Origin of the sequence: Actinoplanes flavus, from assembly GCF_017592555.1 — a bacterium.
In the GTDB taxonomy this organism is placed as follows: domain Bacteria; phylum Actinomycetota; class Actinomycetes; order Mycobacteriales; family Micromonosporaceae; genus Actinoplanes; species Actinoplanes flavus.
Window position 1 is genome coordinate 203,938 of record NZ_JAGFNS010000016.1, and the last position, 14,145, is coordinate 218,082.

Below are 14,145 nucleotides of genomic sequence, written 5' to 3' on the forward strand. Positions count from 1 at the left end.
CCCCGGCCTGCTGGAGCAGGCAGGATCGCCGCATGGTCTTCGACGCCCGTTCCACCGGGGGCAGCCCGTCCCGGCGCGACACCACACGCCCGGCCGACGGCCGACCACCGAACTCCGGCGCTCCCGGCGAAACCCTCGACCGCCCGACCGGAACCGACATGCAGGAGCTCGTCGAGGCGGAGATCGAGGCCTCCGGCGACGCCCCGGTGACGCTCCGCCTGGACGGGAAGGTCGCCCTGGTCACGGGCGCCGGCAGCCCGGACGGGATCGGGTACGCGACAGCTCGTCGCCTGCGTGACCTCGGCGCCCGGGTGGCGATCGTGTCCACCACCCGCCGCATCCACGAACGCGCCACCGAGCTCGGCGTGACCGGCTTCGTGGCCGACCTCACCGACGAGTCCGAGGTCGGCGCCCTGGCCGACGCGATCGCCGACCAGCTCGGCGACGTCGAGGTGCTGGTCAACAACGCCGGTCTGGCGAGCCGGGCCAGCCCCGAGGTGCTGCGGCCGGTCGCCCAGCTCACCTTCGACGAGTGGAAGGCCGAGATCGACCGGAACCTCAGCACCGCCTTCCTGTGCAGCCGGGCGTTCGTCGGCGGCATGACGGAACGCGGCTGGGGCCGGATCGTCAACCTGGCCGCGACCGCCGGCGCGGTGAACGCGCTGCCGACCGAGGCGGCCTACGCGGCCGCCAAGGCCGGTGTGGTGGGCCTGACCCGGGCGCTGGCCATGGAGCTGGTCGCCGACGGGGTCAACGTCAACTGCGTGGCCCCCGGCACGATCTACACGGCCGCGTCGACGGTGACCGAGATCAAGCAGGGTCTGGGCACCCCGATCGGCCGCCCGGGCACCCCGGACGAGGTCGCCGCGGCGGTCAGCTTCCTCTGCTCGCCGGCCGCGTCCTACATCACCGGCCAGATGCTGGTGGTCGACGGCGGCAACAGCGTCCGCGAGGCCCAGTTCCGCTGACCCGGACAGAACGAAGGTGGACCGGTCCGCCGGACCGGTCCACCTTGTGCCGGGTCAGAACGTGGTCGAGCCCGTGGCGCCCTCGCTGACCGCCCAGACGACCACCACCACGTAGAAGACGATGACGATCAGGCTCAGCACGCTGAGGATGTAGCCGACCCACAGGCCCGCCGTGGCCATGCCGTCGCCGGCCTCACCGGTCTCCCGGATCTGCTTCTTCGCGATGTGCCCGAGCACCACGCCGACCGGCGCGCTGATGCACGTCAGGAGACCGGCGAGCGAGCAGATCAGCGACGCGATGGCCAGGCCGTTGGTGGGCCGCTGAGCGCCGTAGTGCGGGTAGGGCGCACCGTAGCCGGGCGCGCCGGGCGGCCCGTAGCCGGGCGGAGGACCATACCCGGCCGACGGCGGCGGATATCCGGCCCCCGCGGGCGGATATCCCGTCCCGTCCGTCGCCGGCACGTAGCCCGGCGTCGGCGAGTAACCGGGGCCCTTGGACGGCGCGGGACTCGTCGGCGGGGGGTACTGCAGAGTCGGGTCGTTGGCCGGAGGCTGTGGCGGCTGGTAAGGATCCGGGTTGCCGTCAGCCGGGGGATAGGTCATCTGAGGTCCTCCTTGAGTCCTCGCACCGTACCTGCCGGGGAGGAGGGATGTGAGACCGGCTTCCGTGCGGGCGGAACCCGATGGCCTCCCATTTTGGCCCGTCACGCCAAGTCCGGGAGCGCCGGGCGTGGTCCGGGATCAGCCGTGCGGCCCGTCGCTCAGGGGCGCTTGGTGAGCTGGCCGAGCGCGCGCTCGACGGCCAGGCAACGATCCTCGACATACTCCAGGCCCGCCTCCTCGGCGATCCGCCGTGCCTCGGCCGAGACGATGCCGCTCTGCAACCACACGGCCGGCGCCTTCACGGCCACCGCCTGCCGGACCACGTCGACCGCGTCCCGGGCCGGACGGAACACGTTCACCAGGTCGATCGGCTCGTCGATCTCGGCCAGCGTGGGCACGGTCGGGACGCCGAACAGCTCGTCGACGAACGGGTTGACCGGGATGATCCGCCACCCGTGCCGGAGCATCTGCAGCGGAATGGTGTGCGCCGGTTTGTAGGGATCGCGGGAGGCTCCCACCACCGCGATGACACTCGCCCCGGCCAGGATCTGCTGAGCGCTCCGCATACCCGAACTCTATCCACGTCCGGTAGGGCGAGGTTGGGTGGTTTCCCCGGGCCCGAACCGTGCTCCCGGCCGGGCGTCACAGCAGGGTGAGCTGGTCGTGAACCGGGCGGGACGCGGGTGTGCCACCGGTCGGCCGGTGGGTCCCGGTCGCAGCCGGCGACCGGTGCAGGCCGTGCCGCCGGGACGCCATCCGCACCCGGGCCGCGATCTCGTCCTGGTAGGCCCGGGGCAGGTAGCTTCCGTTGCCGTACAGCTCCCGGTAGCGCGGCCGCAGGTGCGGATGCTCCCGGCCGATCCAGGCCGCATACCACTCGCGGGCGCCCGGGCGCAGATGCAGCGCCAGCGGCGTCACGCCGACGGCCCCGGCCGACGCGATCGCGGCCACCGTCTCCTCTATCGACTCGTCGGTGTCGGTGAGCCCGGGCAGGATCGGGGCCATCAGGACGGTCACCGCGAAGCCGGCGTCGGTCAGCCGCCGGACCACCTCCAGCCGGCGGCCGGGGCTCGGCGTGCCCGGTTCGGCGGAGCGCCAGACCGTCTCGTCCACGAAACCGACCGAGACCGCCAGCCCGACCCGGGTCACCTCGGCGGCCTGCCGGAGCAGATCGAGGTCGCGCAGGATCAGGGTGCCCTTGGTGAGGATGGAGAACGGGTTGGCGTGGTCGCGTAGCGCGGCCAGGATCTCCGGCATGAGCCGGTAGCGGCCCTCGGCCCGCTGGTAGACGTCGACGTTGGTGCCCATCGCGATCGGCGCGCCGGCCCACCGCGGGTCGGCCAGCTCCCGGCGGATCAGCTCACCGGAGTTCACCTTCACCAGGACCCGGCTGTCGAAGTCGTGGCCGGCGTCGAGATCCAGATAGGTGTGCGTCTTCCGCGCGAAGCAGTTGTGACTGACCACCCCGTCGGCGATGAAGTCGCCGGTCCCGGTGGAGATGTCGAAGAGCGGCAGGGTGAGCCCGAGCTCCTCGATGTCGGCGACGGCCAGCCGCCGCTCCCCACGGACCCCGACCCCGGAGGCGTCCAGCGGGCCCATCGAGGCGCCGGTCAGGTGCCGGAAGCGCAGTGCCGCGTCGAGGTGGCGCTCGGTCTCCACCCGGCCGGTCGCCCCCGGCCGCACCGGCCCCGGGCCCCGGGCCACCAGGCCGAGATGGGTCAGGGCGTGCACGATCCACCGCAGATAGCCGACGTCGGTGCTCTCCAGGACCACGGCCAGCCGATCGGTCCGCCCGACCGCACCGAAGGCGCCGGCCAGGAAGCCACGGAACCAGTCACTGGTGGGCAGCTCGGGCCAGCGCACCGCCTCGGTGAGGGAGACGTCGTCCAGATAGCCGTCGGCCCGCACCCAGGCGTCGCCCTCGGCCGCCACCCCGGGCCCGGACGCGTCACCCCGGATCAGCCCGCAGACGAACCCGGACTGATAGTCGGGCGACTCCTTGGGCGGCTCGGCGAAGTGACCCACCCCGAACATCAGGTCGCCGACCGCGAGCGCCGGCTGGTGCGGCTCCGCCGGGCTGACGTGCCGCCAGCCGCGGTCGGTGAGGAAGCGATGGTCGCCGCTGGACACCAGGCGGGTCCCGTCGGCCAGGGTCACCCGGAACGCCGGCTTGGTGGTCTCCCAGTGGTCGAGGACCGTGGTGGGCACACAACGCCGGTGCGCGCCGGCGCCCATCGTGCCCATCACCGCGTCGCCGGGCCGGATCTGTGCCAGCGGCCGGGTGGAGCCGTCGGCGAGCAGGATCGGGGTGTCGCCGGCCAGGCAGTACGTGCACGCGTGGGAGCAGCCGCGATAGGGGTTGACGGTCCACTCGAACGGCACCCGGGAGGTGCCGGGAACCCGGTTGATCAGGGATTTCGCGTGGATCTCGTAGAACGTCATCCCGGCGAACCCGGGAGTGTCGAACCGGCGCACGGTCGCGCCGGGCAGCGCCAGCGGCAGGGGTGGGGCCGCCGGCGCCGCCCTGTCCGGGAGCGAGCCGTCACCGGGCTGAGCCGACAGGTGGGACCATCGCATGGCAGGTATTCGAACACACGTTCTAGGGCCTGTCCATGACCTTGCTCGAACGAGCGTACGAAAAAAGGCCCGCGAACCGAACCGGTTCGCGGGCCTTCGTTCGTCGGGCCGGGTCAGCCGCGTGCGGCGGCCGGCTCGTCCTTGTCCTTGCGCTGCGCGGACACCTGCTCGCGCACCTGGTCCATGTCCAGCTCCGCGACCTTCTCGATCAGGCTCTCCAGGGCGGACGCGGGGAGCGCGCCGGGCTGGGAGAAGACGACGATGCCGTCACGCACCGCCATGATCGTGGGGATGGACCGGATGTCGAACTTCTGCGCCAGACCCGGCTCCGCCTCGGTGTCGATCTTGCCGAAGGTGATCTCCGGGTGCTTCTCCGAGGAGCGCTCGTAGGTGGGCGCGAAGCTTACGCAGGGCCCGCACCAGCTGGCCCAGAAGTCGACCAGGACGATGCCGTCCTTACTGGTGACCTCGTCGAAGTTCGCTGCGGTCAGCGCAACCGTCGCCATGATGCCTCCGTCTGCGGGAATCGCTTTCGTCGGGTGGAACTCCTGGCACCCATCCATCATTCCCGTGTCGAGCGCCGGCACACGTGGCGTACGGCACCCTCGGGCTCCGGACCGTCAAACGACCATGGGCGCTCTATCGTAACCGAAAGTAGGCGCATGGTGTCTGTTTGCTGACACGATTGTGTTGACGTTTCCGTACCTGATCAAGGCTTGATGGGTGATTTGTCCTACCTGTGGAGACCTAATGGGAGCGGTCCCACCGTAGACCATTAACTGTTAAGTTACTTAAATGTGAGCTGGCTCACATTTGAAAGTCCTTCACATGGATACGGACGGTGAGGCAAACTCTTTTCCAACAGAGCGTGGGCGGCGGGTGCCGGGGAGGGCCCCGCCGCTCATTGCGTCTCCTGCCGGGTGAGTCGCCCCCGGCGGAATCGGTAGCCTATCGCCCCATGACGGCGGGCGAGAACATATCCACCGAGGTCGGAGTCGGTCCCTGGGCGGGTGAGCGGCCGGCCGGTGAGCACTGGGATCCGGAGTTGCTCGAGCAGGGCGATCGCCGCAACGTGGTGGACCGGTACCGGTACTGGAGCCGGGAGGCCGTGGTCGCGGACCTGGACACCCGGCGCCACGACTTCCACGTCGCGATCGAGAACTGGCAGCACGACTTCAACATCGGCACCGTGGTGCGCAACGCCAACGCGTTCCTGGCCGCCGAGGTCCACATCGTCGGGCAGCGCCGGTGGAACCGGCGGGGCGCCATGGTGACCGACCGCTACCAGCACGTCCGGCATCACCCGGCGATCGAGGACTTCGTGGCGTGGGCGGCGGGCGAGGACCTCCCGGTGATCGGCATCGACAACCTGCCCGGCTCGCGGCCGATGGAGACGGTCACCCTGCCGCGCCGCTGCGTCCTGCTCTTCGGGCAGGAGGGGCCAGGCCTGTCCGAGCCGGCGCGGGCGGCCTGCTCGCAGCTCTTCTCGATCGCCCAGTACGGCTCGACCCGCTCCATCAACGCCGGCGTGGCCAGCGGCATCGCCATGCACGCGTGGATCCGGGCGCACGCCGGCCCGCCTCCGGCCTGACCCGGATCAGCCCGTCTTCTGCCGATTCGCTTGACGGGGGCTCGCCCGGGCAGCACGGTATGGAGTGTGGGTGTCACGGTGAGTTGCCCCAGATGTGCTGCACAGGTTCGGAAGCCGGACCTGATGCACAGCCACTGGCGGTGCGACAACTGTGGCGACGTTCCGCCGTTCCACGTGGCCGAGCACATCAGTGCGGAGATCGTCGGAACGGTGCTGCGGGAGTCGGCGTCGAGCGCCGAGCGGATTCCGCTCTGGTGCCCCTGGCCGCTGCCCTCCGGGTGGATGGTCACCGGGGTGGGCTGGTCCGGTGACGACCGCTTCGGTGTGCGGGCGACCGTGCTCGCGTGCAGCGGCCCCGAACCGCTCGGCGGCGGGCCCGCGGACCTCGTCCTGATCGCCGAGCAACCCGGCGTCGGGCTGGGCACCAGATTCGCCGGCATCCCCGGGCTCGACCCGGGCCACCTGCTCTCCGAGGCGCTGGCCGACCGCGGTGCGCACGCCGGTCCACATGCGAAGATCAAGGCGGCCGGGCATCCCACTCCACTGTGGTGTGTCAAGTCACCCGAGGATCGAAGCGCCTACGTGAGTGAGGCCAAAGGAATGTGGCTCTATGCGGTAGCGTGGCCCGCGAGCGCGGGCTATCTACTCGCGGAGCATGTCGTCCTGCACGACCTCTCCGAGGGGGTGCCGTCCGAGCTCGTGTTCGGAGCGCCGTCGCCGTACCTGCACGGTCGTGCCTGACTCTTAGGTGTGACCTGCGGCTATGGCAATCGACTTTCCGGCCACTTTGTTCACACGAAGCGACGAAGCTGATACCGTCAGTACTGCCGCGGCGCAGAGCGTACCCCGCACCGGAGGAGAAGGCCCCCATGGTCAAGAAGGTCCTCACCTGGCTTGGTATTGCATTCTTGATCTTCTTCATCGCCTTCAACCCGAGTTCGGCCGCGGCGGTGTTCGAGTCACTCGGAGGCACGATCGCGGACATCGCGCGTGGTTTCGGCACTTTCTTCACGGACCTCGTCGCATAGCATCTCTTCATGGAGCCTGGTGAGCCGCGCGACCCGCGAGGCGAGGGCGCGCGCCGCCCTCGGGATGACGATGAGAGCTACGGGTACCGCGACCCGGCCTTCGACGACGACCCCGACTACGCCGAGGGCGACCTCTATGAGGACGATCCCGCATTCGGGCGCCGCCGCTCACCCTCCGACGTCTACGACGAGCCGGAAGAGTACGAGGCACCCAGCTTCACCGCCGAGGAGCTGGAAGGGCTCGACCGCGGTGGCGGACCGCGCCGCTTCCTCCCCCTGGAGGACGAACCGACCACATTGGTCGCCCGCTACCTGTTCCCCACCGAGCGGTACCGCGGCGAGTGGAAACGACACTGGATCCACCTCTCCAAGCCGCTCGGCATCGGCGCCGCCGCCACCCTCGCGCTGGGGTACCTGGCCGGCTTCCTGACCCGCCAGGAGGACCTCGACGGTCTGGTCACCGTCGCCGTGCTGGTCTGGCTCGGCGTGATCAGCTGGGTGGCCTGGAAGGTCTTCGACTGGTATTTCGACAGGTTCATCCTCACCAACAAGCGGGTGATGGTGGTCAACGGCATCGTCACCCGGAAGGTGGCGATGATGCCCCTCCTGCGGGTGACCGACATGAAGTACGAGCAGTCGGCTCTCGGGCGCATGCTCAGCTACGGCACGTTCGTCCTCGAGTCGGCCGGCCAGGACCAGGCGTTGCGCGAGGTCAAGCACCTGCCCAACCCCAACGAGCTGTACCTGCGTGTCGTCGAGGAGATGTACGAACCGCAGGCCGTGGAGGCTCGTCTCGGCAAGGACGACGAGGGAGAGGACGCCTGACCGGCCGACCGGCGGTAGCGTGACAGCGGTGACCGGAATCGACCTGCACTGTCATTCGACCGCCAGCGACGGCACCTTCACCCCGGCCGAGCTGGTCCGGGCCGGAGCGGCCGCCGGACTGGACGTCATGGCGATCACCGACCACGACACCACCGGCGGCTGGGACGAGGCCGCCGCCGCCCGGCCCGCCGGCCTGCGCCTGGTGCGTGGCGCCGAACTGTCCTGCCGGTGGCACGGCGCCGAGCCGGCCATCCCGCTGCACCTGCTCGCCTACCTGTTCGACCCGGCCGAACCGGTCCTCGCCGGCGAGCTGGTGCGACTCCGCGAAGATCGGGAACAGCGGGCCGAGAAGATCGTCGGGAAACTGCGGGCGGACGGTGTGCCGATCTCGTGGGACGAGGTGAGCGGCTACGCGGCCGGCGGTTCGGTCGGGCGGCCGCACATCGCCCAGGCGCTGATCAGAGCCGGTCTCGTGCGGACCACCACCGAGGCGTTCGCCTCCGCGTGGCTGGGTGCGCGGTACTTCGTACCAAAGTCTGATCTTGATGTTTTCGATGCCGTGCGGGCGGTGCGTGAAGCGGGCGGGGTGGCCGTTTTCGCTCATCCGCGGGCGACCGTGCGCGGGCGGGTGGTGCCCGACGAACTGATCGCCGAGCTGGCCCGGGCCGGCCTCTTCGGCCTGGAGGCCGATCACGAGGACCACACGCCCGCCGAGCGGGCCCAGGTGCGGGCCCTCGCGGACCGGCTCGGCCTGGTCGTCACCGGATCATCCGACTTCCACGGCACGCACAAGGCGGTCCAACTGGGAGCGTTCACCACCGACCCCGAGGCGTACGAGAAGATCGTCTCGGCGGCGGCCGGAGTACCGGTCCTGGGGTGACACTCGACGCACCGGCCAGCGCCGGAGCATCCCGGCACCTACCTTGATCGGGTGAACCTCAAGCTGTTCGGTGAGTTCTTCGTGACGCTGCTGGTCATCGTCGACCCGCCCGGCATGGTCCCGGTCTTCCTCGCGCTCACCGGCGCCATGCAGGCGAAGGCCCGGAACCGGGCCGGCACCCAGGCCGTGCTGCTCGCCCTCGGCGTGATCGTCGGGTTCGCGGTCGCCGGGCAGACCCTCCTCGACTACCTGCATGTGCAGCTCCCGGCCCTCCAAGCGGCCGGTGGCCTGCTGCTGGTGCTGGTCGCGCTCCAACTGCTCACCGGCAAGACCGACGAACCCGCCGACCAGGCCGGCACCAGCAACGTCGCACTCGTGCCGATCGGCACCCCGCTGCTGGCCGGGCCCGGCGCCATCGTCGCCACCATGCTGTTCGTCCAGCGTGCCGAGAGCGCCGACGAATACCTCGTCCTGGCCGCCGCCATCCTGGCCGTGATGGCGTGCGTGTGGCTGGTCCTGCGGTTCTCCGGGCTGATCGTCCGGCTGCTGCGCCCGGCCGGCATCGAGGTGCTCACCCGGATCGCCGGGCTCCTGCTGGCCGCCATCGCCGTACAGTTGATCGCCGACGCGGTGTTCGCCTTCGTGCGCTCCTACGCGGGCATGGTCTGAGTTTTGTCGGGGGGTGCTGGCAGGATTGTTCCGTGCCCCCCACTCGACGTGCCACCAGGTCCGCGGTTCCCGAGCAACTCGGCTTCGCCGGCATGCCCGAGCGACTCTTCGTCTGCACGCCGAGCAAGCTCGGAGCCTATGCCGACTGCCCACGCCGGTATCGGTATTCCTACGTCGACCGGCCCAGCCCACCCAAAGGCCCGCCGTGGGCGCACAACTCCCTCGGCGCCAGCGTGCACACGGCGCTGAAGAACTGGTTCGCCCTCCCCCCGGAGCGGCGCGAGCCCGAGGCGCTGCCCACCCTGCTCAAGGCCACCTGGGTGCGGGAGGGCTATCGCGACGTCGAGCAGGAGCGGGTCGTCTACCGCCGGGCGCTCGACTGGCTGGAGACCTATGTGGCGACCCTCGACCCCGAGGAGGAGCCACTCGGTGTCGAGCGGGTGGTCGCCACCAAGACCTCGGTGCTGGCCCTGAACGGGCGGGCCGACCGCATCGACGCCCGGGGGCCCGAGGCGGTCATCGTCGACTACAAGACCGGGCGGTCCGGGCTCAGCTCCGACGACGCCCGGGGCTCGCAGGCGCTCGCGCTGTATGCGTACGCGGCCGAGCGAGTCTTCCGGCGGCCGTGCCGTCGCGTCGAGCTGCACCACCTGCCCACCGGCACGGTGGCCGTCCACGAGCACACCGAGGAGTCACTGGCCCGGCAGGTGCGCCGGGCCGAGGAGACCGCCCTCGACATCATGGCGGCCGAGAAGGCGGTGGCGGCGGGCGCCGACCCGGACGAGCAGTTCCCGGTCAATCCGGGGTCGCTGTGCGGATGGTGCGACTTCCGCAAGGTGTGCCCGGCCGGGGCCGACGCCGCGGCGAAGGAGCCGTGGACAGCGGTCGAGCACCTGAACGGCTAGGCCCCGGTCCCGGCGCCGCCGGACCCGTCGGACCTGCCATCGGCTGTTTCGAAGCCAGTCGCTCGTCGGCTCTACGAGCATCCCTGGTCCGCCTGGCTGTTCGCCTTTGCTGTTCGCCTTTGCCGTTTGCCGTTTGCCCTTGCCCTTGCCCTTGCCGCTTGCCGTTCGCGTTTGCCCTTGCCGTTTGCCCGGCTGTTCGTTGTCCGTCCGAGCATCCCCGGTCCGCCCGGTCGCTCGGACGGCCTGTCCGGTCAGGCCAGGCCGGCTCGTTCCATGGCGGCTCGGCGTAGCGGGGCCATGCGGTACTGCTCGGGCAGGGTGGCCAGGACGCCGGCGATCAGGGCGCGTAGACCGCGGACCGAGAGCGCGGCGGCCATGTCGGTGGTGGGCCAGCCGAGGCCGCCGTACATCTTGCGGGCCCAGGCGGGCAGGAGGCCCAGCGCCGTCCCGGCGATGCCGAAGTAGGCCCACCGGGCCGGGCCCAGCGTCAGGCCGAGCCGGAACGGCAGGCCACCCCAGTGGCCGGGGATCGGTGGCACGGTGAGGAAGACGGCGGCCTCCGCGCCGTCCCTGGTCAGGCCCAGCTGCGGGCGCATCGCCGTGAAATAGGCCGCCACCTCGGCCGCGGTCGCCGGGACGGTCGCCGGGTCCAGGCCCACCAGTTCGGCGGAGCGCAGCTGCTCGGTGTAGTAGCCGTCGATCTCCTCCGCGGTGAGGTCCACCCCGGCACGCACGGCCGTGGTGAGGAACGACTCCACCTCGGCCACGTGCACCCAGCGCAGGAGATCCGGCTCGTCGATCCGGAAGCGCTCCCCGGTCCGCGGATCGGTCGCCGACATCCGGGCGTGCAGCCGCCGGAGCCGGCCCGCCGCCTGCCGGACCTCGTCGGTGGTGCCGTAGATGACCGTTCCGACATAGTCCGAGGTGCGCATGAGACGACCCCACGGATCGGCCCGATAGCCGGAATTCTGTGCCACCCCGGCCACCGCCCGCGGGTGCAGCGCCTGCAGATAGAGCGAGCGCAGGCCGCCGAGCATCAGAATGGGTTCGCGGTGCAGTTTCCAGGTGACCGAGTCCGGTCCGAACAGCCCGACGTCTCCCGTCATGCCCTCCAGCCTGCCACGGCCGCCGTCGATCCGTTACGGCACGAGCTCAAGCGGGGTCGGAACGGTCGGCTTCCCGGCGGGTCTGACACGCGGGGCACAGGCCCCAGAAGGTGATCTCGGCTTCGTCCAGATCGAAGCCGTGGGTTTCGCCGGGCGTCAGGCAGGGGCGGCGGCCGACGGAACAGTCGACATCGGCGATCGCGCCGCAACCTCGGCAGACGATGTGATGGTGGTTGTCACCGACCCGGGCCTCGTAGCGGGCGGGGCTGCCGGCCGGCTCGATCCGGCGCGCCAGACCGGCCCGGGACAGGGCGCCCAGCACGTCGTAGACGGCCTGGGTGGAGACCGAGTCCAGCCGGGCGCGGACCTGCTGGGCGATCTCATCGACTTCGAGGTGACCGCCGTCGGTGAGGATGTCCAGCACGGCCAGCCGGGGGCGAGTGACACGCAACCCGTGCGCACGCAGGAGTTCCGCACCTGTGGACATCCGTCCATGACAACACGGGCACGCGGATTCACCAACAGGTGTTGATCACACTGGTTCGGTCACGCTTCGCTGGCAATCGTGGTCAAGGGATGTTTGCCGCGTCACGCAACTCCTAAGCTAGCCACACCCCGGATCGAGGAGGAATTGGTGTTAGACCAGGTCAACGGCTTGCCGGTACATGTCCTCGTGCTCCACGCCGCCGTCATCTTCGTGCCCCTGCTGGCTCTCGGGGCGGTCGTCTACGCCCTCGCCGCGCCACTGCGCTCCCGCATCGGCTGGGCGGTGGGCCTGCTGGCCGTCACGGCGCCGGTCGCCGCCCTGATCACCATGCTCTCCGGCACCCAGTTCTACGACCGGCTGCTCAGCGAGGAGCGCGTCTCCCCGGCCGGCAAGGAGATCCTCGACGGCCACATGGCGAACGGGACGCTCACCTTCTGGCTCACCCTCGGCCTCGGCGTGGTCACCCTGCTCCTGGTCGCCCTCACCTTCCGTGACCCCCGCGCTCTGCCGAAGGGCGCCGACCTGGGCTTCGCCGTGGTCCTGGTGGTGCTGGCCGCCGCGAGCGGCTACTACCTCTACCAGACCGGGGACTCCGGAGCCACGGCCGTCTGGGGCACTTACTGACCCGGCGCCGACCTCCCGAGCATTCCTGAAGCCGACCGCCCGGCGGGGCGGGCGAGACGGAGGCGTGCGCCGGGCGCGACGCGGCCGAGGGCCGTGCGCCGACGGGTGGGCGGCGTGTGTGGGAGACGGGCTCGTGCGTTGGGCGCGGCCGGGACCCACGCATGCGCCGGGCGCGACGCGGCCGCCGGCCGTCCGCCAACGGGTGGGCGGCGTGTGTGGGAGACGGGCTCGTGCGTTGGGCGCGGCCGGGACCCACGCATGCGCCGGGCGCGACGCGGCCGCTGGCCGTCCGCCGACGGGTGGGCGGCACGTGTGGGAGACGGGCGCGGGTGGCAGTGGCGGGGCGTGCGGCTGTTCATGGGCGTGGGTGATGGGTGGCGGGCCCGGGCGGCAGGGGCGTGCGGTGGGTCAGAACACGACCCGGGCGCAGAGCAGGCAGACGACCACCAGGGCGATCGCCCCGACGACCAGGCCGACGCCGAAGGTGACGGTGCGGGCGGAGCCCTCTGCCTCGTCCAGTGCGTCCATGTCCTGCGGCGGCAGGGTGCGCGGCGGCGGCGGGTGGGCGATCGTCGGCGGGCGCCAGTCGGCCGGGGGCGGCTCGGCTCGGGGCGGGCCCGGGTATGGCGGCGTCTCCGGTTCGGGGGCCGGCCCGGGCCGGCCCAGTGGATCAGCGGACGGGTCCGGCCGCTGCCAGTAGGCGTCGTCGTCCGAAGGGCGCGTGGGGGAACTCACGTTCACCGACGGTACAGCCGGAGGGGGACGACGGCCGCAACGCTCGCGGCTTACCCTCGTAGTCGTGGACATCCTGGACGAGCCTGAGCGGGACAACGACGCCGAGCGCGAGGTCGACTTCGAATCCGAAGAGGCACCGGTGTTGCCCGACCAGACCCGTGATGACACCGAGCGCGGTTGGGGTGAGCGCAGCCACTCCAACGACGACCGCCTGCTCGAGGACCGCCCGCCGCACTGGGACTGATTGCCCGGCCCGGTCTCTCGGGGCGTTTCGGCGGATCAGCCGGGGCGGATCAGGATGGCGAAGCCCCGGGCCGGAGTGCTCACCGCGCGGTCTGCCTCGTCAGGGGTGAGGGCCAGGAGCAGCCCGCCGGTCACCGGGTCGTCGGCTCCGGTCACATCGAGGACCAGGGCCGAGCTCGCCACGGGAGTGGGCCGGTCCCGGTCGCCGTCGATTCTCAGCAGGTCCACCCGGTTGCCGGGGCGGACCACGGTCAGGGCTGTCGGGTCGGCCAGGCGGACCGGCACTCCGACACTGCCCGGTGGGATCGGCCGGGCGGCGGACTGCCCGGACGGCGTCGCCGACGGCTCGCCGGTCGCGGACGAAGACGACCGTGGCGTCGCCGTGATCGGTACGCAGCCGGACGGCTCCACCCACAAAACCGCGGCCGCTGTGATCAACAGCACCGTGGCCGCGGCCAGCCTGAGCAACATGCCGCGGCTCGGCCGGCGCCATCGCACGGGATCGAGGCGCTCGCCGGACCGTGCCGGAGCCGCGCGGGGCATGAGGGCCTCCAGAGAATCGCCACACCCTGTCGAGCTGTCGCGGGAACGGCCGCATCGACATCGGGCCGCCGGAAGAGCGACCGCATCGACGTTAGGCATGGGTGACTCGGTGCTGCGCGAACGCCTGTGGAAGACGGGCGAATGTGGAAAACCCCCGCCACGCCACGAAACCTGCTACGACGCGGCGCTGTCGCGGCTTGCCGAAGCGTGAGGGGACAGCGGCGCGGGGCAACGGCGGCGCGGGGCAACGGCGGCGCGGGGCAACGGCGGCGCGGGGCAACGGCGGCGCGGGGCAACGGCGGCGCGGGGCAACGGCGGCGCGGGGCAACGGCGGCGCGGGGCAACGGCGGCGCGGGGCAAC

The 14,145-nt window shown here is 71.2% G+C and carries 18 protein-coding genes; 10 read left to right on the top strand and 8 right to left on the bottom strand.

The features are described from left to right. Positions 1–32: 32 nt before the first annotated feature. Positions 33–968 (top strand): SDR family NAD(P)-dependent oxidoreductase, encoded by a 936-nt coding sequence (locus tag J5X75_RS24690; protein ID WP_208469864.1) that lies wholly within the window; start codon positions 33–35, stop codon positions 966–968. A gap of 54 nt (positions 969–1,022) precedes the next feature. On the opposite strand, the gene J5X75_RS24695 is transcribed toward J5X75_RS24690, so the two are convergent. The 4 genes from J5X75_RS24695 to trxA form a co-directional block, all read right to left on the bottom strand. Further along, complete coding sequence (locus tag J5X75_RS24695) at positions 1,023–1,571, bottom strand: DUF4190 domain-containing protein (protein WP_208469865.1); 549 nt, start codon at positions 1,569–1,571, stop codon at positions 1,023–1,025. 158 nt (positions 1,572–1,729) lie between these two features. Further along, complete coding sequence (locus J5X75_RS24700; RefSeq protein ID WP_208469866.1) at positions 1,730–2,137, bottom strand: CoA-binding protein; 408 nt, start codon at positions 2,135–2,137, stop codon at positions 1,730–1,732. 76 nt (positions 2,138–2,213) lie between these two features. Next, complete coding sequence (locus tag J5X75_RS24705) at positions 2,214–4,148, bottom strand: intein-containing Rv2578c family radical SAM protein (protein ID WP_208469867.1); 1,935 nt, start codon at positions 4,146–4,148, stop codon at positions 2,214–2,216. A 113-nt stretch (positions 4,149–4,261) separates the two neighbouring features. Beyond that, positions 4,262–4,654 carry a thioredoxin gene (trxA, locus tag J5X75_RS24710; protein ID WP_208469868.1) on the bottom strand — a complete coding sequence of 131 codons (393 nt, stop codon included), beginning with the start codon at positions 4,652–4,654 and terminating at the stop codon, positions 4,262–4,264. A 452-nt stretch (positions 4,655–5,106) separates the two neighbouring features. On the opposite strand from trxA, the gene J5X75_RS24715 reads away from it, so the two are divergent. From J5X75_RS24715 to J5X75_RS24745, 7 genes are all read left to right on the top strand, one after another. Beyond that, the gene (locus tag J5X75_RS24715) at positions 5,107–5,739 is read left to right on the top strand and encodes a TrmH family RNA methyltransferase (RefSeq protein WP_208469869.1); all 633 of its coding nucleotides are present in this window, start codon (positions 5,107–5,109) and stop codon (positions 5,737–5,739) included. Positions 5,740–5,817: 78 nt separating this feature from the next. Then, entirely contained in the window at positions 5,818–6,480 is a 663-nt protein-coding gene (locus J5X75_RS24720) for a DUF6758 family protein (protein WP_372450941.1), read from the top strand. 128 nt (positions 6,481–6,608) lie between these two features. Continuing rightward, the gene (locus J5X75_RS24725; protein ID WP_173476757.1) at positions 6,609–6,767 is read left to right on the top strand and encodes a hypothetical protein; all 159 of its coding nucleotides are present in this window, start codon (positions 6,609–6,611) and stop codon (positions 6,765–6,767) included. Between the two features lie 9 nt (positions 6,768–6,776). Beyond that, positions 6,777–7,592: a PH domain-containing protein gene (locus J5X75_RS24730; RefSeq protein ID WP_208469871.1), complete on the top strand. Its 816-nt coding sequence runs from the start codon at positions 6,777–6,779 to the stop codon at positions 7,590–7,592. A 28-nt stretch (positions 7,593–7,620) separates the two neighbouring features. Next, positions 7,621–8,472, top strand: coding sequence for a PHP domain-containing protein (locus J5X75_RS24735; RefSeq protein ID WP_208469872.1), 852 nt, complete (start codon positions 7,621–7,623; stop codon positions 8,470–8,472). A 51-nt stretch (positions 8,473–8,523) separates the two neighbouring features. After that, on the top strand, positions 8,524–9,141 hold the full coding sequence (locus J5X75_RS24740; protein ID WP_208469873.1) for a MarC family protein: 618 nt from the start codon (positions 8,524–8,526) through the stop codon (positions 9,139–9,141). Between the two features lie 92 nt (positions 9,142–9,233). Beyond that, the gene (locus J5X75_RS24745; protein ID WP_238489185.1) at positions 9,234–10,046 is read left to right on the top strand and encodes a RecB family exonuclease; all 813 of its coding nucleotides are present in this window, start codon (positions 9,234–9,236) and stop codon (positions 10,044–10,046) included. A gap of 251 nt (positions 10,047–10,297) precedes the next feature. Here J5X75_RS24745 and J5X75_RS24750 read toward each other — a convergent pair whose 3' ends face one another. Then, a complete protein-coding gene (locus J5X75_RS24750; protein WP_208469875.1) occupies positions 10,298–11,152 on the bottom strand; it encodes an oxygenase MpaB family protein in 855 nt (284 codons plus the stop codon). A gap of 46 nt (positions 11,153–11,198) precedes the next feature. After that, positions 11,199–11,639, bottom strand: coding sequence for a Fur family transcriptional regulator (locus tag J5X75_RS24755; protein WP_208469876.1), 441 nt, complete (start codon positions 11,637–11,639; stop codon positions 11,199–11,201). A gap of 147 nt (positions 11,640–11,786) precedes the next feature. Between J5X75_RS24755 and J5X75_RS24760 the strand changes: the two genes are divergently transcribed. Then, positions 11,787–12,263, top strand: a complete 477-nt coding sequence (locus J5X75_RS24760) for a DUF2231 domain-containing protein (RefSeq protein WP_208469877.1) — start codon at positions 11,787–11,789, stop codon at positions 12,261–12,263. 408 nt (positions 12,264–12,671) lie between these two features. On the opposite strand, the gene J5X75_RS24765 is transcribed toward J5X75_RS24760, so the two are convergent. Further along, entirely contained in the window at positions 12,672–12,998 is a 327-nt protein-coding gene (locus J5X75_RS24765) for a translation initiation factor 2 (protein ID WP_307798243.1), read from the bottom strand. 64 nt (positions 12,999–13,062) lie between these two features. Here J5X75_RS24765 and J5X75_RS24770 point away from each other — a divergent pair, with 64 nt between their 5' ends. Further along, on the top strand, positions 13,063–13,242 hold the full coding sequence (locus tag J5X75_RS24770) for a hypothetical protein (protein ID WP_183222573.1): 180 nt from the start codon (positions 13,063–13,065) through the stop codon (positions 13,240–13,242). Positions 13,243–13,277: 35 nt separating this feature from the next. Here J5X75_RS24770 and J5X75_RS24775 read toward each other — a convergent pair whose 3' ends face one another. Next, positions 13,278–13,712: a hypothetical protein gene (locus J5X75_RS24775; RefSeq protein ID WP_238489062.1), complete on the bottom strand. Its 435-nt coding sequence runs from the start codon at positions 13,710–13,712 to the stop codon at positions 13,278–13,280. Positions 13,713–14,145: the final 433 nt, after the last annotated feature.

Coding starts and splice junctions, on each gene's coding strand:
- trxA (WP_208469868.1), bottom strand. CDS start 4,654: ATGGCGACGGTTGCGCTGACCGCAGCGAACTTCGACGAGGTCACCAGT.
- J5X75_RS24745 (WP_238489185.1), top strand. CDS start 9,234: ATGCCCGAGCGACTCTTCGTCTGCACGCCGAGCAAGCTCGGAGCCTAT.
- J5X75_RS24750 (WP_208469875.1), bottom strand. CDS start 11,152: ATGACGGGAGACGTCGGGCTGTTCGGACCGGACTCGGTCACCTGGAAA.
- J5X75_RS24705 (WP_208469867.1), bottom strand. CDS start 4,148: ATGCGATGGTCCCACCTGTCGGCTCAGCCCGGTGACGGCTCGCTCCCG.
- J5X75_RS24775 (WP_238489062.1), bottom strand. CDS start 13,712: ATGTTGCTCAGGCTGGCCGCGGCCACGGTGCTGTTGATCACAGCGGCC.
- J5X75_RS24690 (WP_208469864.1), top strand. CDS start 33: ATGGTCTTCGACGCCCGTTCCACCGGGGGCAGCCCGTCCCGGCGCGAC.
- J5X75_RS24730 (WP_208469871.1), top strand. CDS start 6,777: ATGGAGCCTGGTGAGCCGCGCGACCCGCGAGGCGAGGGCGCGCGCCGC.
- J5X75_RS24695 (WP_208469865.1), bottom strand. CDS start 1,571: ATGACCTATCCCCCGGCTGACGGCAACCCGGATCCTTACCAGCCGCCA.
- J5X75_RS24725 (WP_173476757.1), top strand. CDS start 6,609: ATGGTCAAGAAGGTCCTCACCTGGCTTGGTATTGCATTCTTGATCTTC.
- J5X75_RS24755 (WP_208469876.1), bottom strand. CDS start 11,639: ATGTCCACAGGTGCGGAACTCCTGCGTGCGCACGGGTTGCGTGTCACT.
- J5X75_RS24715 (WP_208469869.1), top strand. CDS start 5,107: ATGACGGCGGGCGAGAACATATCCACCGAGGTCGGAGTCGGTCCCTGG.
- J5X75_RS24700 (WP_208469866.1), bottom strand. CDS start 2,137: ATGCGGAGCGCTCAGCAGATCCTGGCCGGGGCGAGTGTCATCGCGGTG.